Here is a 25,467-nt window from a genome sequence, read left to right on the forward strand (position 1 = left end):
TGCCATTGAGAGTCAGTCATTTCTTTGAAATTCGATTTCATAAACTTGTTTGAGGTGAGATTCAACAAGTTTAACGACTGGCTCTCATTATTAGTTTAATACAATCCAAAACATACTCTTAACGTCATCATTAAAATACAAAGGTTTCTGATGCTGAGCGAAACGGGATCCGCCATCGCTTGGATAATCCCGGAGCCACCAACAAAACCCGAGGTTTCAATGGTTTTCAAGTCTGTCAAAGCAAATTTTCCTTCATTGGCCTGCTTATAAACCTCCATTAAAATGGGAATTTTAATGGCACTTGCCTGGGGAAAAATCATATTTTCGTTGAAAGTAAGTGTTTCACCGCTGGTCAGATCAATGGCTGAAAAACCTGTCAAAGCCGATGACTTTTCGATTGTTTCTCTGATCTGTTTCTCCACATTTTGACGGATTAACGCTTGTGGTTTTGTTTGCGCAAAGCCCATGGACATGGCAGCAAACAGAAAAAAAACCAGGCTTGCATTTTTCTTCATAAATATTGATTTAACAACCGTTTTGACCGCTAATGCGTTGAACCGCTAAATTTAGTACTTATTCCTCCGTTCAGGCATTTTGGCGTGTATTTCCCGGCAATTTTATTCCAATTGGGACAATTCCCTTTTATTCCTGGTACTTCTGTTTTTTCAATTGCAAGTGATTATCCAAAATCCTGTTAATTTTGACAAGTAGTAGTGAAAAATTAGTTTATATTATTGATTTTTATAATAAGTTATTAATCATCCGGTTACTGAGCTAATCGCATATAGCTCATTGCCACCAGCTGCTTAGAACTTATTAATCACAGCACACACTTTTCATTAACATCCATTATTATGCTTGCAAAAACTTTCGGAAGTGCCGTTTACGGTGTCAATGCCAAAATGATCACCATTGAAGTAACAGTAGGGCAAGGCATGCATTTCCACATCGTCGGGCTTGCCGACAGCGCCGTGAAGGAAAGCGAACACCGCGTGGAAGCATCTTTGAAATATTTCAATTACAAGATGCCGCGACAAAAAGTCGTTGTGAATCTGGCGCCCGCCGACATCCGCAAGGAGGGATCCGCGTACGACCTTCCCATAGCACTTTGTATTCTGCAATCTTCCGAGCAAATCAGTACCGTGCATCAGCTCGGCGATTATGTGATCATGGGAGAGCTTTCACTGGATGGAAAATTACGCCCCATTAAAGGCGTTTTGCCCATAGCGATTGAAGTGAGAAAACAAGGCTTCAAAGGTTTTGTGTTGCCGTCAGAAAATGCCCGTGAAGCGGCAATTGTTAACAATATTGATGTTATTCCCGTAGAAACACTGGAAGATGCCATTGCTTTTTTTGAAGGAAAAAATACAATCGAACCGCTGGTTGTTGATACCCGCGATCTGTTTTTCACGACACAAAATGAATACACTGCTGATTTTGAACATGTTCAGGGTCAGGAAAATATAAAACGGGCCTTGGAAATTGCAGCGGCAGGCGGACATAACGCGATCATGATCGGCCCACCCGGCGCAGGCAAAACAATGCTGGCGAAACGGATTCCGAGCATACTTCCACCGTTAAGTCTACCCGAAGCGCTGGAAACAACCAAGATTCACTCGGTCGCCGGTAAGTTAGGTTCCAACGCGGCACTGGTTTCCCGCAGGCCTTATCGTGCCCCGCATCACAGCATCAGCGACGCCGCGCTCGTTGGAGGCGGAAGTTTTCCACAACCCGGAGAAATTTCACTGGCCCATAACGGCGTTCTTTTCCTGGACGAACTTCCCGAATTTAAAAGAACGGTCCTGGAAGTGATGCGACAGCCGCTGGAAGAAAGAAAAGTATGCATTTCAAGAGCGAAAATGGCTGTGGAATTCCCCGCTAATTTCATGCTCATCGCCAGTATGAACCCCTGTCCCTGCGGATATTATAACCATCCGGACAAAGAATGTGTTTGCGGACCCGGTGTCGTTCAGAAATATTTAAACAAGATCAGCGGGCCTTTGCTCGACCGTATTGACCTGCATGTGGAAGTAACGCCGGTTTCCTTCGATCAGATTGCTTCAACACGAAAATCCGAAAGTAGCGAGCAGATCCGCGAGCGGGTTATCAAAGCACGGGAAATACAGTCAGAGCGGTTTAAAGATAAAAAAGAAATTTATTCCAACGCCATGATGCCGCCCGAAATGGTTAAGGAAATATGTATCATCGAGACAGCAGGCACTGCGCTGCTACGCACAGCCATGGATCGGTTGGGATTATCGGCCAGAGCATACGACCGGATACTAAAAGTTTCCCGTACGATCGCCGATCTGGCTGGCAGCGAAGATATCAAAGTAGAACATTTGGCCGAAGCCATTCAATACCGGAGCCTGGATCGGGAGAATTGGGCGGGATAAGCACCCTCGAATACTGTCCAGTCATGCTTGAGAATGCAAGGTATTTGAGCTATCTGCTGCACGGGTAACGGCAACCTGCGCAACCGTTCTTTGTCGCCCATTACGTATATAGTTATTTGCAGGAATTTCAATGAATCTTGTTACCAGGTATGCTAAAAAAATATCCAGTAAAATGACCAGCGAAATCACCACGTAAATATTTGCATTGGTTTGCATCATCAGCGAATCGATAATTTTACGCCCCATATTCTGATGGAGAAGGTAGAGGCTGTAAGAAATGGTTCCTAAAAAAACAAGCTGAGGCCTGGCCATAAATTTCATTTTCCCGCAAATCAACAGGGCAAATAAAACATGATAAAAAAGAATGATCAGCATGTGCTCCCGGTCTGAAATCAGATACATAGACCGACCTCCCTTGTCATATAGGTATAATGACGCCAAAACAGAGATTATCATCAGCAGCATATTTTTTACCCAGAAACCCCTGGACGAGAGCTGATAAAAAAGTATCCCGGAGAAAAACAATGGAAAATGGTTGATGAGCTGAATTTTGGTTACAACCAGCGCATAGAGAGCGGGATAAAATGGCCTAAAAAAGTGAAAAGCCAATATCCCAACCAGCGTCAGCAGTCCGGAAGTTTCAATGTTATTAATTTTACCCGCCATGTAAACACTGAGAATCCAAAGGTAAAATGCAAACTCGATAGCCAGCGTCCAGTAAGAGCCATCCAGATCTTCGATTCCGAAATAGGCCGGGACCATGGTCATATTGATGAGTACATCAACCAGGTTGAAGTGTTGAAAATCATACACAAGAATAAAGGCAGAGGTGATCAGCGCACAAACCCAAAATGCCGGATAAAGCCTGCCAAAACGGTTAAGAATAAAACTTTTCCAGTGCGTTATTTTATTCAGACTCAGGCTGATTGTAAATCCGCTGATCATAAAAAACAGATCCACGCCGGTGATACCATACCTGAATGTAAAATCCGGACTCAAGTGCGGCTGGTTATGAGTATAATGAAAAAACACGACACCCAAAGCTGCCAGACCGCGCAGTGCATCAAGCTCTTGTAACCTGCCGGCGTGCACATACCCATTCTTAAAATACGAGGAGATTTGTTCCATCTATACAAAGATTTGATCGTGACCCATATACGATCACGGTAGATTTCCAATAAGATTAAAATAAGGCTAGTGACCCGTTTTGGGGCTGATTGCTTCCAGCTGGATGTTTACTTGCTGCCCGGCTACTGCCATGGAAAAACAGCAGATAGGGGCTAAAATGAGGGGAAAGAATTTCGTTTTCATAAAAATAGTGTGTTATTATGGATCGTAGAATCTTCAAAAACCGTGCGTACCGTGCCAAGGCTATACGTTAAGACAAAGGCAGGATCAATATGCATGGCTATGAAGTACAATAATACGAAAGTTTAATTACGAATCAATAAGGAGTTACAAGATTTTCAACTTAGGAACACTTCCCTAATCAGCTGTTATTTAGTGTATTTAGAGGGAGTCAATTTATTATTTGCAATCGGGATGAACAAGGTGATAACGACCCTCGTAGGAAAGAATTTACAGAATACAAAACATCAGATGGCATTCAACCAGATTTTGTGGATTTTAATACGAAAACCATCTACTAGCTAAAGCCATATAATCCAAGAGCAATGAAAGCCGGGTGGAAACAGTTAAATAGATATAAAGAAGTTTTAGACAGAAAAACAGGATTTGATTGGAAAACGGTTTTGGACACTTATTAAATTATATTATGGATATTAAGGAGCTTATAGGAATTATTGACAAGGATTTGTCACCAATTGGGTTCAAAAGGAAAAATAAAAATTGGTTCTTTGAAAATCTGGAATTAATTAAGAATGTCGAGTTACAGAAATCAAATTATTCAAACTTGTACTATTTAAATTATGGTTTTATAATTAAAGAAATCAATGTAGACTCGAAAAGTAGACATGTATTCAATCAATTAGGCGGAAGTACTACACAAGAGAAGGCATTTGTTAAAGAATTTTTGGATTTAGAATCAAAAAATTCAAAGGACATTGATTTTTTTGAAGATTATTTAAATAGAAATTTAATTTATTATTTAAATAAAATAAATACAACGGATGATCTAAAAAAACATATAATTAATGATTTACCAGATTTAGATATGATTCCATTCGTTGTCAAAGAATACTTTAATATTCCTATTGGACCGGAGTTATGAATATTTATATTTTCTGGAAACTGCTATTTTTAGCCGTCTTTTTTAAGTTTTCAAGTGGGTATGCCCAACAAGAGTTAATATCTTTAAAGTGCATCAAGGGTTAATGCTTGATAAGTACCTTCTGAGTTTCCGTTTTTCCAGTGTTGGGAAATTTGAGATCTTTTAACAGTCCGTAAAACCAACGTATATCGCCAAGCGCCCGCAGTGCCAAAACACGGAATGATATCGTTTCAGTGATTTTAACATTTAAAAAGCCGCCGGTAGAATTTACCTTGGCTGACACTCAAAAACATAAAAGTTCAGTTGGAAGAATCTGCTAATAACTTTGACTTGTAAAAGTTGTGAATTATAGAAGTTAAGCTTTCATAAGAAGGATTTATACTCAATTTATTTCTATTATACGTAATAGAAATTTGTTGATATATTTGTAGTAATTGTTTGGATCTGTGTCCCTCCTCAGTCTCAGATTATTATTTGAAACTCTCTAATTACAGAACGTTTATGAAAAAACAACTCTATTTGTTGATCCTTTTACTAGTGCTTTCCAGTGAGGTGACTTTCGCTCAATCCCGGTTTAACCTTCCAATATGGAAAATTCTCAATGGGAGCGATGCAGGCTCTGCAAAGTTGCCTGATGGTACGCTGGTAACCGTTACAAAGATTAAAAGATCCAACCCCACTTTTGGTGTGAATATGGGAAAGGCGAAACCCCATGGCGGTTTTCTGGATGGTCTCAATAATGCTAATGCGCCTGAAGTAATACCCAATGGTGACGCACTGACCATTAGCGAGTATCTGGGTAGCAAAGATCCAGGCTTATTTACCAATATCTCCGCGCCCACCTTGGAGATTGAGGATGGCTTCAGCGCTTCATATAATAAAGCAGTCGGTTATCATATCAGATTTAGCAAGCCAACCGTCTACTCCAATTTTTTGTTTCTGGATATTGACGGGGAAGTGGATGTTCCTTTTAGTAATCAGGAATGGAGTGTCGCTTTTGGTTTTAATGGAGATGCGTACATAGCACCTACGATCACATTAAGCCCTGGTACCAATCTGGATCAGGAGAGAGGCCCAAAACCCGTTGGACCTAATCATGGATGGAGAGACTTGGTTAGCGGTATCATCAGCCCGGCTGCGGCCCTTAATCTTCCTGCTGGCATGCGGATTGTTAGTCAGCAAAACCAACAGGATTCGAAAGACCCGGACGAAATTAAGAACCAGTATCTGGCCAGCTTTAATGAACCGGTAACTGACTTTTTTGTGCTCTGGGGGATTGTACAATCATTTAGGGATGCTGGGAATGCGGATGACAACGTTCAAAATTCGGCTATCAGCCCCATTAGTGTCGAGCTTTCTCCGGATTTCGGTGATGCGCCGCAGTCTTATAAAACCTTGTATGATGTTGATGCGCTGTTGAATGGCCCTTCTCATGGTATCGTACCTACTTTGAGGTTAGGCGCTACCGTTAATTCAGAAGCGGATGGCCAACCGGGAACGGGGGCGGATCGTGCGACAGATGATGACGGGGTTGCAAGCTTACCGAATATCACATTGGCACAAACCGTAGTTTCTTATACGCTTACCACAAGTTTCACGAACGATACGGGTTTACCTGCTTTCATCGTAGCCTGGCTGGATATCAATAATAATGGGAAATTTGATGCATCCGAGGGCATTAAGAAGAGTCTTCCTGCCAACCAAACGAGCGGGTCAGTGCCCTTCGAGTGGACAGGTTTTACGATAGCAACGGGAAACCAAACGTATGCGCGGTTCAGGATAACCACGGAAGCCATTACGACGGCAGACATAGGCGGTGCATTTATTAACGGCGAAATCGAAGATTATAAGATTGCATTGGTGTCCACGCCACTACCTGTTACACTGATCCGTTTAACGGCGGGCAAGAGCACGGAAGGCATCGGCCTAACCTGGAAAACGGCACAGGAAAAGGATTTCAGCCATTTCGAAGTTGAGAAAAGTGCAGATGCACGTCAATTTAGAAAAATCGGTACGGTGGCAGGTGCTGATCAGGGACTCTATCATTTTAATGACAGCGCACCAGCGGAAGGCAACAACTACTATCGCTTGAAAATGGTAGACCTGGATGGTTCTTCGGCGATATCCAGGGTACTGCACGTGAATTATGAAGCCAATCCAACCTATTTACTCGTAGAAAACCCGACAAAGGGTGGACAGTTTCAGGTCATCACCAATGCGTCGGCCCCGAGCTTTGAGCTCTATAATAGTTTAGGAGGTAAAGTGGAGGTAAAACACAGTGGAGAGCCCGCCGACCAGACCTATACGATGAAAGTCAAAGGCCAGCCATCTGGTTTGTATATACTTAGGATGTTATACAACGGAAAGGTTATTTCTAAAAAAATAATTTTCCCATAACAGCAAGTCATATATTTTAAAAAGCACCAATTTGAGGAGATTGGTGCTTTTTTGTTTTCGGGCAGTTTTTCATTTCCCCGGATAATCCAATTAGCAATCAGGATTTCCTTCCCGCGTTTGCAATGTCAAAACATAGAATTGTATCACCTAATTGACTTTACTATGATGAACAGAATCTTGTATAGCTCCTCGTTACAATCGGGACTTGCCTCGAAGACAAGATTATTCCTTTGCCTCAAACGCCTCTTGATAACACACCGTTCCTACCGGAACGTCATGTTTAAAGGGTAGAACCAGAAAATATTCCGCGGGAACATTCGGCAATACGAGAGAAGCATTTACTTTAAATCCGAATCTCTCATAATATTTTGGATCACCCAGCACAACACAACCAAGTGCTCCCAATGCTTGAAGGTCATGCAATGCAGCCTTCATGAGTTGAGTACCAATACCTTGTTTTTGATGGCCAGGCAATACCGAGATTGGGCCTAAACCGTACCACCCTTTATCTCCGGAAGAAATAGTAACTGGAGAAATGGCTACATGACCCTGGATCTCATCATCTTGTTCAGCGATTAAGGAGATCGTCAATTGTCCGACTCGTCGCAGGGCATTAACAATAAATTGCTCGTTACGATTGGAATGAGGTGCTGATAAAAATGCTGACTGCGTTAGCTTTTCAATAGGGTATTCATCCTGAGGTTGTTCCCTGCGAATGTAAGTATTCATTATTTGCATAATTAGGTTGCTGCCCACACCGAAACTACTATAATTTTGACAACTTAACTTTTCTATTTAAGTTGTTCAGAACGGAGGGTTATCCTACAACTCATCCACACTAACCCCACCCAATTCCTGAAAAAGGGTTTGCCAATAATGCGTTACGTGCGGATTATTTTCTTTGGATGAAGCCGTGGCCTCAAATGGAGAGACAATGGTCACCTGCGGCGAACCAATGGCATATTTTTCAAGCTTTTTAACATCCGACTTCGCCTCCTCTTCCGCCTGAGCATCTGAAACTGGTGGTTGTTTATGGAAATCACGGCGGTCCGCGCCTTTTACACTTTCAATCATATCACTGAAATAAAACACACTGACCTGCGCGCCACTCTCGCCCGCTTTGGCAATAACCGGCAAACTGGCCCAGATATCGGTTGACTGATTGGACGAGCCCGTATTCTGCTGATTTAATTTTAACAGCAATTGTCTAAGAAAAATACTCTTTTCGCGCTGCAAAGAAAGCTGGAATGCGGTTTCAATCGCTTCACGATCGGTTGCATTGGCGCCGTCATTTACCTCTTTTTCGCTACGGATTGTCAGCGATAAGGCTCTCGCTTTGGATGTATTTTCGTGGATAAAATATACTTCCAGCTTATCGCCTTTATTTTTCATATTGTTCTCCATGATATCCGTCAGCGTCTGCCGGTATTTATCATTAACATAGGCCTTGTTGACGTTAACGCTTTGGGTTTTGTCCAAAAAGATCAGGGTGTAAATAGGCGTGTCCGGCATGGCGGCCGCTTTTTCTTTTTCAGCGCCACAGGCAGCAAGCAAAAAAACAAGTCCTGAAAGAACAGCATATTTAATTTTTGAAGAAGGATGCATGAGAAACACGGGATTTTTAAGAGAATTCATAGCTCTGGATTTTCGTAACGAAACTACGCAGTTCGTTATAACCATACAACGCCAAACGGGATGGACGGTTTATTTATTTTATTAACACACAAAAATCCCTCCAGAACAAATCGTTTTGGAGGGATTTATCAGTTTTAACTAAAAACTGTGTTGAGAATCTCCTCAACCCTTATGCTGATCCTGAATCATCTGCACCAACTCTTCCGAGATTCCGGTCGAAGAATATCCGCCGTCGTGGAAAAGATTTTGCATCGTAACCATGCGTGTCAGGTCTGAGAACAAAGAGACTGTATAGTTTGCACAATCGTCAGCCGTAGCGTTTCCAAGCGGGCTCATTTTGTCTGCAAATTCATAGAATGCGTCAAACCCACCGATTCCTGAACCGGCTGTCGTTTTCGTCGGAGACTGGGAAATGGTGTTGACACGAACATTTTTCGCCTTTCCATAACGGTAGCCAAAGCTGCGTGCAATACTTTCCAACATCGCTTTTGCCTCTGCCATATCCGTGTAGAAAGGATAGGTGCGCTGAGCGGCAATGTAGGATAATGCCACAACAGATCCCCATTCGTTGATGGCATCCAGTTTTTCGGCAACCTGTAAAAATTTATGCAGCGAAAGTGACGAAACATCAAGACTTTTCAGATACCAGTCATAATTAAGGTCGCCATATTCTTTGCCTTTGCGGATGTTTGCGCTCATACCAATCGAGTGCAGAACGAAATCCACTTTTCCGCCCAATACATCGATTGACTGGGTATATAATTTTTCAATATCTTCAACAGACGTGGCATCAGCAGGAATAATTTGCGCATCACAAGCTTTCGCCAATTCGTTGATTGCCCCCATACGCATCGCGATTGGTGCATTCGTCAACGTGAATGTAGCGCCTTCTTCCTTTGCTTTCAATGCAACTTTCCAGGCTATTGAATTTTCATCCAAAGCGCCCGATATTATTCCTCTTTTTCCTTTTAGTAATCCGTATGCCATGATTTCTTTATTGCTAATTACGAGTTAACGCCTTTTTTGGCCGACAAAGTAACAAAATTTTGGTTGGTTAAACCATATCCTTTTTTGGTGAAAAGTACGCGATTTTCATCGATCAAGGCTATTTTTTTACCGGTCCTATTGGTTTTAGCAGGAGTTTTTCTTCCAGGAATTTCTCCGTAGCCGCATAAACGCCCTGCACATCCTTCGACCGCAAATAAGAACCAATGACATGGTCGCCGCTGTTTGGAAATGCCTGTTCTACTTTAAGATTTTCCGGTGTTCCCAGCTTTGGAAACATATCCAGCATCGCTTTTACCGATACAACCTGATCCTGTTCCTTCTCATTTTTATAGTAGTAACCCATAAAAACAGGCATTTTGATTTTCTCGAAAACTTCCGGCCTCGCTACCAGGTCGATGGTTTGCTGAAGGGCCATCAAGCCATTGGTGCTATAACTTTGCAGCCAGAAATTCGCCCGTTCCGGCTCCGCATCCGCTGATTTCCGGAGATCGCCCATAAACCCGTGCAATATTTGTTTTCCCCAGGGACCGGTGATCAGTTTGATGGCAGGACTGGCTACGGCGATGCACGGAGAATAAAGAACCACTCCTTTGATTTCAGGATTCGTAGAGGCCAAAAAAACGGTCAATAACCCTCCGGCCGATGTCCCCACAACGATAACACTGTCGCCCAAAGCTTTTCCGATGGATAAAGCACGTTTGGCGCCGGCAATAAAGTTTTCGGGTGTAAGATCGTCAAAAGCATTCGGGTCGCTGATACCGGCATCATGCATACGCGATAGGTAAAGGTTCGCGCCGTATCTTTTGGCAAGATCTTTATGGATAGGATCTCCCTCTGCCCAACTGGCTCCAAAGCCATGAATGTACACAATGCTGTAAGGTGTTTTTTCCTTTTTGGATGTATCTGCCCAGACAATACGCGCCTGATTATCTCTTTTCAGGTCTTTTACTGCGGCTTCTGAACTGTTAATTTCCTTCTCTAATTCAGGTAAATTCTGGGTAACCGTTGGCAACGTAGCATCTGGCGCTGTGGCAGTTACTTTCGGACCAGCAAAATACACGACGGCAAGAACTGCCAGTACGGCAATGAGCCAAGCAATAATTTTTAACATATATTATGATTTTTGAAGGTTTCTTTGCTCCGAAAGTTCGTTAGTTTTATACTGCATTCCAATTGTGGTTATAAAGTCGGGTTTTATCTAAAAAAAGACAATCCGTTTTTTATACTTGTTTCAAAAAGGAATACGATTTTTAAATCCATATTAATTTAGCCAGGAAAAAATGCCCAACCTCTTACTTGTCGAGGACGACGCCAATTTAGGACTTTTGCTTCAGGAATATCTGATCGATAAAGGATTTCCAACGGACCTTGCTACCGATGGGCAAAAAGGCTGGCAATGTTTTGTGGATAACCAATATGATCTTTGCATTTTTGACGTCATGATGCCGAAAAAAGATGGGTTTTCACTGGCCAAGGAAGTCCGCATGAGCGGGCGTGACGTGCCGATCATTTTCCTGACGGCCAAATCCATGAAGGAGGATACGATGCAGGGATTTCGCGTGGGTGCGGATGATTATGTAACCAAACCGTTTGACCGGGAAGAGCTTATCCTGCGCATTGAAGCCATTTTACGCAGATACCGCAAACAGGCGGACCTGCCCGAAGAAAGTGCCGTTTTTCAGGTAGGAAATTACACTTTTGATTACCACCATCACCAGCTGACGGCCGACCAAAAGAGTACAAAACTGACCAGTAAAGAGTCTGAACTGCTGAAACTCTTTTGCCAGAACCTTAACCAGCCTATCAGCCGCAGCTTTGCCTTGAAAACGATCTGGGGCGATGATTCCTATTTTAATGCGAGAAGCATGGATGTTTACATCACCAAGCTGCGCAAGCATTTCAAGGAAGATCCTGCCATCCAGATCATGAATCTGCATGGAGAAGGTTTCAAATTGATGGTGGGCTAATGGTAGGGAACAGTTTGAGATAAACAGATCCGGGATATACATAAAAATAACCTCTGTGAAACTCTAACTATTTCTCCGTGGTTCTCTGTGTAAGAAATTATTTACAATAAAGCCGACAGCGCATAGCTGATCGCCAAATAATAAAATGATCTACTTAACCCGTCGCCCAAGACGCAACCGAAAATCCTCAGCAATAAGGGATATGGTACAGGAAACCACGCTTCAGGTTTCAGATTTTATTTTCCCGATGTTTATCCAGGAAGGTACCAACCAGAAAGTTGAGATTAAATCCATGCCTGGTATTTACCGTTTTTCACTGGATACACTGCTGGAAGAACTCAAAGAGGTAACAGATCTGGGCATTCGTGCGATTGATCTTTTCCCGAATTATGCGGAAAACAAAAAGGATAAATATGCTTCCGAAAGTTATAAGGAGGACACTTTTTACCTGAAAGCCATCACAGCCATCAAGGAAAAATTTCCTGAACTGGTGATCATGACGGACATCGCCATGGACCCTTACAGTTCGGATGGACATGACGGACTCGTTGAAAATGGAGAAATCCTTAACGATGCAACCATTGAAATATTAGGAAAAATGGGTCTGGCGCAGGCAAGAGCCGGTGCCGATATTCTCGGCCCAAGTGATATGATGGATGGCCGTATCGGTTATTTACGTGACGTTCTGGATCGGGACGGACATACGAATATCAGCATCATGTCTTATTCGGCGAAATATGCCAGCGCATTTTACGGTCCATTCCGCGACGCTTTGGAATCTGCGCCAAAGTTTGGGGATAAAAAAACCTATCAGATGAACCCGGCCAACAAGCGCGAAGCGCTTCTGGAAGCACAGCTTGATTTCTCAGAAGGAGCTGATATGCTGATGGTTAAACCTGCCTTGTCTTATCTTGATATCATCCGCCAGCTGGACGAAAATTTCGACATTCCAATCGCTGCCTATAACGTTTCGGGTGAATACGCGATGTTGAAAGCGGCGGCTATGAACGGCTGGCTTGACGGCGACCGTGCCATGATGGAAGTATTGATAAGCATCCGCCGCGCCGGCGCCAAATGTATTTTAACTTATTTCGCCAAGGAAGCCGCTGTGATTCTGAACCGATAGACTTCGAAAGCAATTATACTGTAACTTTAAATCACGCTACGGAAAGCCAACTTCCCGTAGTGTGATTCTTATTTTCCAACAAAAATCAGCTATGAAAAAAAGGTACTCATTTTTATTCCTTTTAGGACTACTGCAAACCGGTGCAAACGCACAGGAAACCCGATTATTGAGGTTTCCGGCTGTCCACGGCAATCAGGTGGTATTTTCTTATGCCGGGGATCTTTATACCGTTCCCAAAAGTGGCGGTGTAAGCCGGAAAATCACCAACCACCCAGGCTATGAGACTTTCCCGAGATTTAGTCACGATGGGAAACAAATTGCATTTACGGGCCAGTACGATGGCAATACCGAAGTTTTTGTCATTCCTGCTACGGGAGGTGAACCCAAAAGGATAACGTACACGGCAACTTTGGGAAGGGATGACGTCGCCGATAGAATGGGGCCTAATAACGTCGTCATGGGCTGGACTCCGGATGACAAAAATGTTGTTTACCGCAGCCGCGGAACTTCATTCAATGCTTTTAAAGGAAAACTGTACAAAGCGCCCATCAGTGGAGATTTGAGTGAAGAACTGCCATTTTCAGTAGCCGGATGGAGCAGCTACAATGAAGACGGATCAAAACTAGCCATGAACCGTGTCTTCCGTGAATTCCGTACCTGGAAATATTACAAAGGCGGAATGGCCGATGAAATCTGGATTTTTGACGTAAAAACAGGAAAAACGGAAAATGTCACCAACAATCCTGCACAGGACATTTTTCCGATGTATTATAAAAACAAGGTTTATTTCCTGAGCGACAGAGATCGTACGATGAACCTGTTTGAATACGATACTCAAAGCAAACAAACCAAAAAAATAACTGATTTTAAGGAGTTTGACTGTAAATTTCCGTCACTGGGAGACAACGCCATAGCCTTCGAAAATGCCGGTTATATTTATTTGTATGACCTGATAACAGGCAAAACGGAAAAGCTTTCGATAACGGTTTCCGAAGATTTTTCATCAGGCCGCAACAAACAGGTTGATGCCGCTAAAATGATTGACTCTTATGCCATTTCACCGGATGGGAAACGGGCAGCGCTGGGTGCGAGAGGCGATGTGTTTTCGGTTCCTGCCAAAAACGGCGTGACCCGAAATCTTACGCAAAGCAGCAGCGCCCATGACAGAAATGTAGAATGGAGCCCGGACGGGAAATGGCTGAGCTATTTATCGGACAGGAGCGGGGAGGATGAATTGTACATCCAGAAACAGGATGGTTCAGAGCCTGCAAAACAGCTCACCAAAGGCGGCGGGAGTTATAAATTCAATCCGGTTTGGAGCCCCGACAGCAAGTATTTGTTGCTGGCGGACAGAAGTCAGGATTTGTACTATGTGGAAACAGCGACGGGAAACAAAACCCTGATCACCCATAGCGACAGCCGGGAAATTGACGAGTATACCTTTGCACCCGACAGCAAATGGATCGCCTACACCGAGCCCGGAAAAGCCAGAGCCTTCGATGTGATAAAATTATATCAGATTGGCAGCAAAAAAATGGTGCAGGTAACCGACGGCTGGTATAACAGCAATCAGCCCAAATTCAGCCCTGACGGAAAACTCCTTTATTTCGTTTCAGCGCGCGATTTTAATCCGACTTACAGCAACACCGAATGGAACCATGCCTACAGCAACATGGAAAAACCCTATTACGTGCGGTTGGCTGCGGATGCGAAATCTTCTTTCCAGCTTGAAAATGATGAGGTAACTGTAAAAACAGATAGTGCCGCAGTGAGCAAACCGGAAATAAAAGATAGTAAAAACAAAAAGGAAGTTGCTAAAAAAGATGCTCCAAAAGCGGATGAAATTGTTGTAAAAGTCGACGAGGAAAATCTGGCAGACAGAATCGAAAGTTTGCCGGTAGCAGCCGGGAATTACAACAATCTATCAGCGGCCAACGAGGGTGTATATTACACTTCAAGTACAGCAGGGAAGGACCGTTCCTTAAAATATTTTGGTCTGAAAGACAAAAAGGAAAATGAAATCGGCGATATCGGCGGCTATGTCATTAGCGCGGACACTAAAAAAATCCTTTTCCGTAAAATGGCCGATTGGTATATTGAAGATCTTGGTACATCCAAGATTGAACCAAAAAACAAGCTGACCCTGGATGGTTTGAAGTTCAATACCGATGTACGTGCCGAGTGGAAACAGATCTATGACGAGAGCTGGCGACAGATGCGTGATTACTTTTACGATCCGAACATGCATGGCGTAAACTGGAAAGCAATGCATGATAAATATGCCGCTTTGCTGCCTTATGTAAACCACCGCAACGACCTTACTTACCTGATTGGTGAGCTTATTGGTGAGTTGAATATCGGCCACGCCTACACCAACCCGGGCGACAGACCTGAAATTGAGCGTGTTAAAATGGGTCTGCTTGGCGCAACATTCAGTCGCGACAAAAGTGGTTATTACAAAATTGAAACCATTTTATCCGGTCAAAGCTGGAACAAATCGCTGGTATCTCCGCTGCGGGCACCGGGTGTAAAAGTGAAAACCGGTGATTACATCATCAGCATCAACGGAAACAATGTGAAAAACTTCACCAACCTTTATCAGGGATTGATCGGCAAGGCCGGACAGACCATTGAAATGGAGGTGAACAATGTTGCTTCTGATAAAGGCCGCCACAAGATTATCGTAAAACCGATTGCTGATGAGGCTGATTTGTATTACCATCAATGGGTACAAAACAATATCGCCAGGGTTGAAAAGGCTTCCCGCGGGAAAGTGGGTTACGTGCATATCCCGGATATGGGTCCCGATGGCCTTAACCAGTTTGCGCGCTATTTCTACCCGCAGCTCGACAAAGAAGCTTTGATTATCGACGACCGTGGCAATGGCGGTGGAAATGTTTCGCCGATGACCATTGAACGCTTGCGCCGTCAGCCGGGTCTGGGTGCGATGATGCGTAACAGCAAGTCGGCCGTTGTGAAACCGGACGCACAGATCGGACCAAAAATCTGTCTGATTGATCAATATTCTGCTTCTGACGGAGATCTTTTCCCTTATCAGTTCAGATTCTATAACATCGGACAATTGGTGGGACAGCGCACCTGGGGTGGCGTTGTCGGTATTCGTGGCTCTCTGCCGTTTATTGACGGAAGCGATTTACGGAAGCCTGAATTCGCCCATTTCGCAGCGGACGGTTCTAAATTTATCATTGAAGGCGAAGGGGTTTCACCTGATATCGAGGTGGTCAACGATCCGCACCAGGAATATCTTGGAAATGACGTTCAGCTTGACCGGGCTATCGACGAAATGAAGAAAAAAATAGCCGGACAAGGTCAGAAAGGTGTGCCCAATATTCCAAAATTCCCGAATAAATCCGGCAACTGATCCTTTTCAGGAATTATTTCATACCATTTAACATTAAATCAGGCAGAGTTTACGGGCTCTGCCTGATTTTTTTGTTGTTTTGGGGAAATTGTTGGGGCTTAAACTATATTCAGACATTTAAAAACTGTTTGATAAAATCACGAATAGTTATAAAATTTAACTCAGACAATCACACACTATTGCCGGTACTTACAATCGGTAAAATTGATAACATATGAAAACAGAACAGATTAAGGAACTATTACAGCAATTCGAAAAGGCGTGTTATAATTACAAGGGTGTCGAATGCTGGAGCGCCCGTGACCTCCAAGAAATTCTCGGGTATGCAAAATGGGATAATTTTGTAAAAGTGATCAACAAGGCCAGGGTTGCCTGTGAAACCAGCCAAATTAGCGTTTCAGATCATTTTGCCGAGGTCGGGAAAATGGTCGGATTAGGGAGTGGCTCCCAACGGGAGATTGAGGATATGGCACTTACCCGTTATGCATGTTATCTTGTTGCCCAAAACGGCGACGCATCAAAACCCGCTATCGCCTTCGCACAAACCTATTTTGCAGTCCAAACCCGCAAACATGAAATTATAGAACAACGTTTACTGGATGTGGCGCGTGTTACTGCCAGAGAAAAACTATCTAAGTCTGAAAAAAAACTCTCCGGTATTATTTACGAAAGGGGTGTTGATGATAAAAGTTTTGCCATCATCCGATCACAAGGCGACAAAGCTTTATTTGGAAGATTTTCAACACAGGATATGAAGAAAAAGTTGTTGATTCCGGATGGGAAACCATTAGCTGATTTTCTGCCGACGCTTACAATTAAGGCAAAGGATTTCGCCACAGAACTAACCAGCCATAATGTGGTTGAGAAAGATCTGAAAGGAGAAAAACCGATAGCAAAAGAGCATATCGACAATAATTTGGCGGTGAGAAAGATGCTTGGTGAAAGAGGTGTGAAACCAGAAGATCTCCCCGCCGCAGAGGATACAAGTAAGCTAAAACGTAAACTTGAAAGTGATGAAAAAAAAGTCGTCAAGGAAGCTAAAAAACCTGGCTCCCGAAAAAAATAAATTTTCCCAATCTTAATTCTAAAAAATATATCAACCATCCATTACGCTATGAAAAAAATCCATTTGGCTTTCCTTTCCGGATTGCTCCTTTGCAACCTCCCGGCATCCGCCCAAAAGAAAACCGCCCTTCCGCCTGAATTCCGTATCAAACAATCAGAAACCGAAGCACATATGCGTTTCCTGGCCGCTGACGAACTTCTGGGAAGACGGACCGGTGAACAGGGTAATTTGATCGCGGCAAGATACATCGCAGAGCAATTCCGGAAACTTGGCGTAATTCCGGTTCCGGGCAATACTTCTCCGGGTACCTCTGGTTATTATCAGAATGTCCCTTTTGAAAAAATGGGATCCAACGGCAGCGGAGAAATCATTGCCGACGCAGAAAAATTGAAAAGCGGGGAGGACTGGATCCTCATGAACGGCGACGCAACCGATATCACAGCACCTTTAGTCTACGCGAGTTATGGTCTTGAAAATATAGAAAAGGGCTGGGACGACTACAAAGGCCTGGACGTAAAAGGAAAAATTGTTCTCGTGCAAAGCGGTACACCCGATGTACAGACACCTTCCGAGATTATCGCTTCGTCGGCCGAAAAAAGAAGGCTGGCGGCGGAAAAAGGAGCTCTGGCAGTCATCGAATTGTTTAATGCACCCATGCCCTGGAATATGGTCAACCGCTATTTTGCGGGCGAGCGTATTTCTTTGGCGGAGTCAGCCACTACCACCAAATCAATTCCCCATGCCTGGGTTAATGGAAAGGAAGCAAAAATTACACGTGCACTTCGTGGGGTACAAACGGTAACATTTAAAACAACCGGACGTAAAAGTCAGATTGTAAACAGTTACAACGTCGCAGGTTACATCCCAGGATCTGATCCTGTTTTGAAAAGTGAATACGTGTTACTGACCGCTCACTATGATCACGTGGGTGTTGGGAAACAAGGCGGACAGCCGTTCACACCGGAAGACAGTATTTTCAACGGGGCACGCGACAATGCCTTTGGAACGGTTGCCGTATTGACCGCTGCCGAAGCTTTGGCCAAAAATCCACCCAAACGCTCCGTTTTAATCGTCGCTCTAACGGCAGAAGAAGTGGGTCTTTTGGGAAGCCGTTATTATGCCGCTCACCCACTATTGCCTTTGAACAAATGTATCCTGAACCTGAATTCCGATGGCGCAGGTTATAACGACACCACCATTGTATCCGTCATGGGTTTGAACAGGACCGGCGTAAAGACAGAAATTGAAACAGCCAGCAAGGCTTTTGGCTTGGGTGTGTTCGCCGATCCGTCTCCTGAACAAGGGTTATTCGACCGGTCTGATAACGTCAATTTTGCAAAGGAAGGAATTCCTGCGCCCACTTTCACACCAGGCTTCAAAGAATTTAATGGTGATATCATGAAGAATTACCACCAGGTTTCAGATAATCCCGAAACGGTTGATTTCGGTTATTTATTAAAATTCTGTCAGGCCTATGCCTACACCGTTCGTCTCATCGCCGATCGTAAAACAGCTCCGCAATGGATTGCAGGGGACAAATACGAGGCTGCGGCTAAAAAGCTTTATGGGAAGTAAAAGTTGTTTTTACTTTATAAACAAGAGAAGCCCGGTAGTCGCTACCAGGCTTCTCTTGTTTTGCCACTAATCAATTCGCAAAGATTTTGGCTTCAATTCCTTACCGCGCACCCGGAGGGCAGTTCTTTTTCAAATAATCGGTAAATAATGTTTTTAAGTGCAAAGATGTTCCTTCACCTTCATAAATACCGTGAGAACGGTTGGGATAAGGCATAAACTGGAACACTTTGTTGTATTTGATCAGCTCATTTACCAGCATTTCGGCATTCTGGTAATGCACATTATCATCGCCGGTTCCATGGACATACAACAAATTCCCTTCCAGATTTTTTGCATTCGTAATCGGTGAACCCTTTACAAAATCATCCAGGTTTTCCTGAGGAATACCCATGTAACGTTCCTGATAAATGTTATCATAAGTAAGCTGATTGCCCACAGCAGCCACAGCAATACCTGTTTTAAATATTTTTGGATATTTAAACAAAAGGTTCAGCGTTGAAGAACCACCGCCGCTCCATCCATGAACTGCTACACGGCTAGTATCAATAAACGGATATTCTTTAAACATGGAAGTTGCCGCCCCAGCCATGTCTTTAATGTTGATCGTACCAATATTACGATAAATCGATTTACGCCAGGCACGGCCTTTCGGCGCAGGTGTTCCCCGGTTATCAATCGAAGCATAAATATATCCGTCCTGAGCCATACTTCCGGTGTAAAGGCGGTTACGGCCCGTTCCATAACTGTCATGAACGGTACTCGAAGCAGGCTCGCCATAGACTGAAAATACAATCGGGTATTTTTTTGCAGGATCAAAATTGTTAGGTTTTACCATCCAGCCATCGACTTCTACACCTTCCTCCGTTTTAATTTTGAAAAATTCGATATCAATACCGGCCGGTCTGATGCGCATCATCGTCTGGCTGATCGAATTGTTGGGATCTATTGATTTATGATCCGGAAGCGTGATCCATTCCATCATCGGCGCCATACGTGCATTTGAGAAACCATGCGTCGCAAATTTTGCAAGAGGAGAAATTTCATAACGATGCGTTCCGTTCTGGTCAGCCGGGGATAAACGCTGGGCTTCTCCCTTTCCATCCAAGGGTGCGCGGTACAAATACTCCTGTGTCGCGTTGTCCGGCGATGCGGTGAAGTAATAAGCGTTGTTTTTCTCATCGATTAAAACAGGACGGATTAGGTCGTATTTTCCAGTAGTAATCAGCGTTTCTTTTTTCCCGTCGCGACTAACCCGGTAGGCATGTCTCCAGCCGTCCTTTTCACTCACCCACACAAATTCCTTACCATCACTAAGCCAGTCCCATCCAACCGGACTATCTTCCCAGCGGCTTTTTATATCGATCCAGGCCTCGTCCGTTTCAGAATAAAACCCTTTTGAAACACCTGTTTTAGCATCGATATACATCAGCGTGCTCGCATTTTGTTTACGGTTCAGCTGCTGAATAACCAGCTCATTGGCACTGCCCGACCATTCCATACGCGGCACATACGTATTCTGCGGATCACCCGGTATATTCATCCATTTTGTTTTGGCAGAAACCACGTCAACAACACCGATTTTATACGGTGAAGGCGTTTGTCCCACTTTCGGATATTCAACCGGAATGGTATAGGAATAGATCGAATCCGTGGTATTGATCATCAGAAAATTACGGATTTTTCGCGCATCCAACTGCCAGTATGCAATGGTTTTGCTATCCGGGCTCCAACGGAAACCATCACGGCAATCGAATTCTTCTTCATAAACCCAGTCAAAAGTACCGTTGATCACGCGGTCCGTTCCATCGGCTGTAACCTGCTTGATCTGACCCGACAGAAGATCTTCCGAATAAATATTATGCTTACTGACATAAGCTACTTTTTTTCCATCGGGAGAAAACTTTGCAAACATCAGCGACGATGCCGGACGCCCTTTTCCCAGTTGTTTCAGGGTATTAGTCGTTAAGTCCAGCAACCAGTAATCGCCTTTGGTATCATAACGCCAGACTCTTTTCGCATTCGTATAAATCAGCACCTTATTCCCGGCCTGGCTGAAAGAATAACTGCGTATTTCCAGCGATTTATCCGAGCCTTTCGGTGTGAGCTGCTGCCTGGAAACAACTACCCTGGACTGTTCGCCGGGCAATTTAATTTCTACAATCTCGCCCTGCGCCAGATCTGTGTAACCACTGCCATCGGCTAACCACTGGAAATTATCGGGTATTTGCGCAAATAAAGGAGAGGAAAGGATAACAAAGACTACTGCTTTGATCAAATGCTTCATTTGTGAATGGATATGAATTAAATATTATACGAACAATTGCTAATGCAATTTTAACACTTTGATTTGCAAAATCCCATGCACAGGTCATAATCGCATGACAATAAGCCATTTTTGGTAAAGTTTCCTTACCAAAAATGGCTCCTGCCCACCAGACATTATTTTTCCTCCCCGGGATCCGGTTTGATATCCTTCACACGCGACCGCCGCTGCTTTCGCAGGGCTTCGCTCAACAAGTATTCTATCTGTCCGTTTACGCTTCTGAAATCCTGTTGTGCCCATGCCTCGAGTTCTTTCAGCATGTCGGGATTGATACGTAAAACGAACGCTTTTTTTTCTGCCATATCAAGGATACAAGGTACCTGCGTTCAACACAGGAGTAACCGATTTTTCACCACATAAAACAACCAGCAGATTACAAACCATTGCCGCTTTTCGTTCCTCATCCAGCGTAACAATTCCTTTTTCTGAAAGCATGGCCAACGCCATATCCACCATACCCACCGCTCCGTTGACAATCTGACGCCGCGCTGCCACAACCGCAGAAGCCTGTTGACGCTGCAACATTGCTCCGGCAATTTCTGGCGCATAAGCCAAGTGACTGATACGCGCCTCGAGAACATCCACTCCAGCCCTACTCAACCGCTCAGTCAGCTCAGCTTCAAGCATTTCGTTTATTTTTCCGCTGCCGTCGCGTAAGGTAAATTCAGGAATTTCCACTTCCTCAGCCTCCATGGTATCGTACGCATACACCCCGGCCAAATGACGCACCGCCGCTTCTGACTGAATTTCCACATATTTGGTATAATCATCCACCTCGAAAGAAGCTTTTGCGGTGTCTCCCACGCGCCATACAACAACCGCAGCGATTTCGATCGGGTTTCCAAGTTTGTCATTCACCTTCAATTTTTGTCCGTTCAGGTTTCTTGCCCGCAGGCTTATTTTCTTCCGGCGAAAAAACGGATTGACCCAACGTAAACCACTTTGCTTCATGGTTCCCATGTAATCACCAAAAAAAGTCGTGACAACGGCTTCATTGGGATTGATAACCGTCAATCCGATCAGGATAATAAAACCGACTATCGAAACCAGAATACCAATATTCGGACGGCCATCCGCAACCGAAAAAATGACACCACCAAACAACATGATCAGGCCAATCGCAAACAACAAAAAGCCTGATATCGAACGTAATTCTTTTTCATTCATAGCTTTAAATATGATAGTAAAATGATATCACAATGTTATCAAAAATTGTTCATTTATTTTTACAAAAAAGGATAAAAAAAATCCCAAAGCCGCTGACTGGCTTTGGGATTGGATAAGTGGTAATTGTAACTAAAAACGAAAATTAATCGGAAGGTTATATTTAACCCGAACCCTCTTACCCCTTAACCAGCCAGGGTCCCATTTTCCGCTCATTTCGCCAACAACACGAAGAGCTTCCTCATCAATGCTTTTGTGCACACCCTTAATAACCTTATAATCGCATAAAGTACCATCCTGACAAACCACGAACGATGTGAAAACCCTTCCCGAAATGCCTGCTCTGGCGGCGTCATTGGGATATTTCATGTTTTGTTGCAAAAATTTATACATCTCAGGAATTCCCCCATGATATTGAGGCTGGATTACCAGCTCCGTATACTCGATCGTCTCACCGTCCATGTAAGACATTCCCTTAATAAGTTTTCCACCTTCATATAACTCCTCAAATAACCGGGTGCCGTCTTTTAACTGACCTATCCAAATACCTTCTTTCAAACCTGCTTTGACGGTCCCACGATCATAAATTGTTTGATCATGATAGGTTTCTGTCGCAAATTCTCCGTGACCATTTCCATCTTTGACCAGTTGATTACCCGTTCTGTCTCTAAAGTCTTTAAGTAACGACACGGATGAGCTACTGAACACTTCCGAATTCTCAGTAATACTGGTAAGCTGGCCGCTCTCATACCATTTAGTCTCCTCACAAACACCATTTGCAGTAATTTTCATTGATTTAACCATCCCATCCAGATTATATTCTTTCTGGATGTCTGGTTTACCCGCATAGCTGAATTGATTTATGTAAAGTATTTCGCCATTCAGTTTACGATCTACAACCTGAAAAACAGGCACATCATACCAACCTTCACTAGAAAAAGTACGTACTGCCTGTACCGAGTCGGTAATTTCGGTTTTCCGCCAGTATTTTTCCTCTTTCAGGATCATTGAATGTTTGATATTCCATCCATCTGATGTCTGCTCCTGAGATAAAATATTGCCGTTGACAAAACCAAAGTCATCGACAGGAATATTCATTCTGTACTTGCTCGTCTTGTTGCCCGATAATTGTTTGCCCCGCTTGTCGTAATAAACATTCAGGCACTTTTTCTCCTCATCATAGTTCAATAAAGGCTCTGATTTGAATTTCACAACAATTTCCACGGCCTGACGTACTTTTTCATTTTTAATTTCAGCAGGTTTCCACGCTCTAAATAAGCTGACCACACGCTTGGCCTCAACATCACATAATGAATCTATTCCCGAGACAATTTCCAGTTGAGAAGCACGCCCATCCGTTTCAATAACAGCCTTAACTACCACATTCCTATCCAAGCCTTTCGCAGCTGACTTTATGGGTATCCGCAGGTTAGAGGACAAATAATAGTCAAGCATGTCCCTTCCACCCGAAGGCTCGGCTACTTTTTCAACCTCATTGCCTTGATAAACTTTTTGTTGCAAAACACGTTGATGTCAGGAAAATAAGGAAGAGGGTAATGTTTTTCATGATTATAAAATATTGTTGCTATGATTTCCCACCACATCATTTCATGCTGACGCTTTGGGTGATCGAAATACTATTGCTGCATAAAATTAATCGGCAAATTATACAGTATCCTCACTTTCTGACCGCGCAATTGACCGGGCTCCCATTTGCCACTCATTTTTTTTACGACCCGGAGCGCCTCTTCGTCCATATCCGGGACCAATCCTTTTTCCACTTTATAATCACAAAGACTTCCGTCCTCACAAACCGTAAACGAGAGCCTCACTCTTCCCGTTATCCCTTTTCTGGCAGCATCAGCCGGGTACCTTAAGTTTTGGCCAAGAAACTGATACAACCCGTTCAATCCACCTTTGAACTGGGCTTGAGTCCCTTTGACGCTGTATGTTATTTTTTCTCCGTTCACAAAACAATGCGCGTCCTTTAACACGCCATTATCATAGGATTCCACATAGTAAAGAGTACTGTCAGACCATTTCCCAATCCATTTTCCCGTTTTTGCACCCTGATTTACGGCACCCTCTTCGTGTAAAAGTCTATTTGCGTCATTTACGCTATACTTCCACCAGCCGTTTCCATCCTTCACGGTTTGCTTTCCGTTAAATTCCCATGCACCCAATACTTTACCATCAAAAACTGCCAAAGGTTTATTAACCGGATATTCCACAGCACTGCGGACCTGACCGTTTTTATACCAGCTCACTTTGGTGACGGTGGTATCCTGTGTCGTTTCCACTTCTCGCAACATCCCACTCAGATAGTATTCCTTTTTCAAACCTAGCCTGTTCGATGCATTGTATTCCTTGTAGGAAATGAGTTTTCCGTTGTCCTGAAAAGTCAGCACGGGTACGAAATTATTCTCATTGCGATCCTCCGCCAATAGCTGGTACACTTTAACCGAATCAACACCTGGCTCGCCATATACTTTGTGCCATAATTCTTTCCGTTGAAATGGAACCGTATTGACCTTTCTCCAATGGCCCGCCCTAAGCTCTTCATAGACAATATCTCCCCTGATGTATCCCTGCTCATTGACAGGCATGACGCTGCGGTATTCGTAATCTTTGGGAATGTTGGTCGGCTGGTATTTTTTATCATAATAATTTACAAAGCTCCAAGACGTACTGTCAAAATTTTCAAGAGCGGCAGCGTTAAAATGGATCTGATAAATGACTGCTTGTCTTACTTTCTGATCTTTTATCGTTGCCGGTTGCCATGATGTATACAACCCAAAGGCACGCAGGGCTTCGATGTTGGACAGGGAATCCTGGCCTTTTACGATCTCCAGGCCCGTCACCGATCCGTCGGGTTCAACAACGCCTTTGACAAATACTTTTTTATTAAGACCCTGAATCCCCGATTTGAAAGGAATCTGAACATTTGATGCTAAAAATTGATTGAGCATAGCAGCTCCACCGCTCGGAACGGCCTGAATTTCCACTTCATGCGGCTGATAAACAGTCTGACTGATAGCCTGATAGCTCAATAAAATAAAGACCAATAACATTCTTTTCATAGGGTAGGTATGTTTGCTGATCCCAAATATACCGAATCCGTTATTTACCATCATTATACTAATATTATAATATCGGGTAAATTTTAAGTCTTCGCAGCACGGGTCACGCCATAAAACT

20 protein-coding genes are annotated in these 25,467 nt (G+C 43.6%); 9 read left to right on the forward strand and 11 right to left on the reverse strand.

The window, feature by feature from the left end:
- Positions 1-95 precede the first annotated feature (95 nt).
- Entirely contained in the window at positions 96-515 is a 420-nt protein-coding gene (locus RB622_RS18425; protein WP_308048071.1) for a serine hydrolase, read from the reverse strand.
- Positions 516-854: 339 nt separating this feature from the next.
- Here RB622_RS18425 and RB622_RS18430 point away from each other — a divergent pair, with 339 nt between their 5' ends.
- Positions 855-2,396: a YifB family Mg chelatase-like AAA ATPase gene (locus RB622_RS18430; protein WP_308048072.1), complete on the forward strand. Its 1,542-nt coding sequence runs from the start codon at positions 855-857 to the stop codon at positions 2,394-2,396.
- Positions 2,397-2,417: 21 nt separating this feature from the next.
- Here the strand turns inward: RB622_RS18430 and RB622_RS18435 are convergent, their stop codons facing one another.
- Positions 2,418-3,524 (reverse strand): acyltransferase, encoded by a 1,107-nt coding sequence (locus tag RB622_RS18435; RefSeq protein WP_308048073.1) that lies wholly within the window; start codon positions 3,522-3,524, stop codon positions 2,418-2,420.
- 545 nt (positions 3,525-4,069) lie between these two features.
- Here RB622_RS18435 and RB622_RS30355 point away from each other — a divergent pair.
- The 3 genes from RB622_RS30355 (at position 4,070) to RB622_RS18445 (ending at position 7,023) form a co-directional block, all read left to right on the forward strand.
- The gene (locus RB622_RS30355) at positions 4,070-4,162 is read left to right on the forward strand and encodes a hypothetical protein (RefSeq protein ID WP_409021638.1); all 93 of its coding nucleotides are present in this window, start codon (positions 4,070-4,072) and stop codon (positions 4,160-4,162) included.
- Positions 4,135-4,626, forward strand: a complete 492-nt coding sequence (locus RB622_RS18440) for a DUF4304 domain-containing protein (protein ID WP_308048074.1) — start codon at positions 4,135-4,137, stop codon at positions 4,624-4,626. The genes RB622_RS30355 and RB622_RS18440 overlap by 28 nt, the downstream gene beginning before the upstream one ends.
- A gap of 501 nt (positions 4,627-5,127) precedes the next feature.
- Positions 5,128-7,023, forward strand: coding sequence for a T9SS type A sorting domain-containing protein (locus RB622_RS18445; protein WP_308048075.1), 1,896 nt, complete (start codon positions 5,128-5,130; stop codon positions 7,021-7,023).
- 222 nt (positions 7,024-7,245) lie between these two features.
- On the opposite strand, the gene RB622_RS18450 is transcribed toward RB622_RS18445, so the two are convergent.
- The 4 genes from RB622_RS18450 to RB622_RS18465 form a co-directional block, all read right to left on the reverse strand.
- On the reverse strand, positions 7,246-7,752 hold the full coding sequence (locus RB622_RS18450) for an N-acetyltransferase (protein ID WP_308048076.1): 507 nt from the start codon (positions 7,750-7,752) through the stop codon (positions 7,246-7,248).
- Positions 7,753-7,845: 93 nt separating this feature from the next.
- Positions 7,846-8,628, reverse strand: a complete 783-nt coding sequence (locus RB622_RS18455) for a hypothetical protein (RefSeq protein WP_409021655.1) — start codon at positions 8,626-8,628, stop codon at positions 7,846-7,848.
- A gap of 192 nt (positions 8,629-8,820) precedes the next feature.
- On the reverse strand, positions 8,821-9,645 hold the full coding sequence (locus RB622_RS18460; RefSeq protein ID WP_308048078.1) for an SDR family oxidoreductase: 825 nt from the start codon (positions 9,643-9,645) through the stop codon (positions 8,821-8,823).
- Positions 9,646-9,763: 118 nt separating this feature from the next.
- Positions 9,764-10,777 (reverse strand): alpha/beta hydrolase, encoded by a 1,014-nt coding sequence (locus tag RB622_RS18465; RefSeq protein ID WP_308048079.1) that lies wholly within the window; start codon positions 10,775-10,777, stop codon positions 9,764-9,766.
- A 169-nt stretch (positions 10,778-10,946) separates the two neighbouring features.
- Between RB622_RS18465 and RB622_RS18470 the strand changes: the two genes are divergently transcribed.
- The 5 genes from RB622_RS18470 (at position 10,947) to RB622_RS18490 (ending at position 18,782) form a co-directional block, all read left to right on the forward strand.
- Positions 10,947-11,633 carry a response regulator transcription factor gene (locus RB622_RS18470; protein WP_308048080.1) on the forward strand — a complete coding sequence of 229 codons (687 nt, stop codon included), beginning with the start codon at positions 10,947-10,949 and terminating at the stop codon, positions 11,631-11,633.
- Between the two features lie 145 nt (positions 11,634-11,778).
- A complete protein-coding gene (gene hemB, locus RB622_RS18475) occupies positions 11,779-12,759 on the forward strand; it encodes a porphobilinogen synthase (protein WP_308048081.1) in 981 nt (326 codons plus the stop codon).
- A 91-nt stretch (positions 12,760-12,850) separates the two neighbouring features.
- A complete protein-coding gene (locus RB622_RS18480) occupies positions 12,851-16,141 on the forward strand; it encodes a PDZ domain-containing protein (protein ID WP_308048082.1) in 3,291 nt (1,096 codons plus the stop codon).
- Positions 16,142-16,355: 214 nt separating this feature from the next.
- Positions 16,356-17,207 (forward strand): DNA damage-inducible protein D, encoded by an 852-nt coding sequence (dinD, locus tag RB622_RS18485; protein ID WP_308048083.1) that lies wholly within the window; start codon positions 16,356-16,358, stop codon positions 17,205-17,207.
- 48 nt (positions 17,208-17,255) lie between these two features.
- A complete protein-coding gene (locus RB622_RS18490; protein WP_308048084.1) occupies positions 17,256-18,782 on the forward strand; it encodes a M20/M25/M40 family metallo-hydrolase in 1,527 nt (508 codons plus the stop codon).
- A 100-nt stretch (positions 18,783-18,882) separates the two neighbouring features.
- Here the strand turns inward: RB622_RS18490 and RB622_RS18495 are convergent, their stop codons facing one another.
- The 5 genes from RB622_RS18495 to RB622_RS18515 form a co-directional block, all read right to left on the reverse strand.
- Positions 18,883-21,066, reverse strand: coding sequence for a DPP IV N-terminal domain-containing protein (locus RB622_RS18495; protein WP_308048085.1), 2,184 nt, complete (start codon positions 21,064-21,066; stop codon positions 18,883-18,885).
- A gap of 155 nt (positions 21,067-21,221) precedes the next feature.
- Entirely contained in the window at positions 21,222-21,407 is a 186-nt protein-coding gene (locus tag RB622_RS18500; protein ID WP_308048086.1) for an Arc family DNA-binding protein, read from the reverse strand.
- Position 21,408: 1 nt separating this feature from the next.
- A complete protein-coding gene (locus tag RB622_RS18505) occupies positions 21,409-22,272 on the reverse strand; it encodes an SPFH domain-containing protein (RefSeq protein WP_308048087.1) in 864 nt (287 codons plus the stop codon).
- Between the two features lie 129 nt (positions 22,273-22,401).
- Positions 22,402-23,790: an energy transducer TonB gene (locus tag RB622_RS18510; protein WP_308048088.1), complete on the reverse strand. Its 1,389-nt coding sequence runs from the start codon at positions 23,788-23,790 to the stop codon at positions 22,402-22,404.
- A 116-nt stretch (positions 23,791-23,906) separates the two neighbouring features.
- The gene (locus tag RB622_RS18515) at positions 23,907-25,349 is read right to left on the reverse strand and encodes a TonB family protein (protein ID WP_308048089.1); all 1,443 of its coding nucleotides are present in this window, start codon (positions 25,347-25,349) and stop codon (positions 23,907-23,909) included.
- Positions 25,350-25,467: the final 118 nt, after the last annotated feature.

Origin of the sequence: Dyadobacter sp. LHD-138, from assembly GCF_030929615.1 — a bacterium.
Lineage (GTDB): Bacteria > Bacteroidota > Bacteroidia > Cytophagales > Spirosomataceae > Dyadobacter.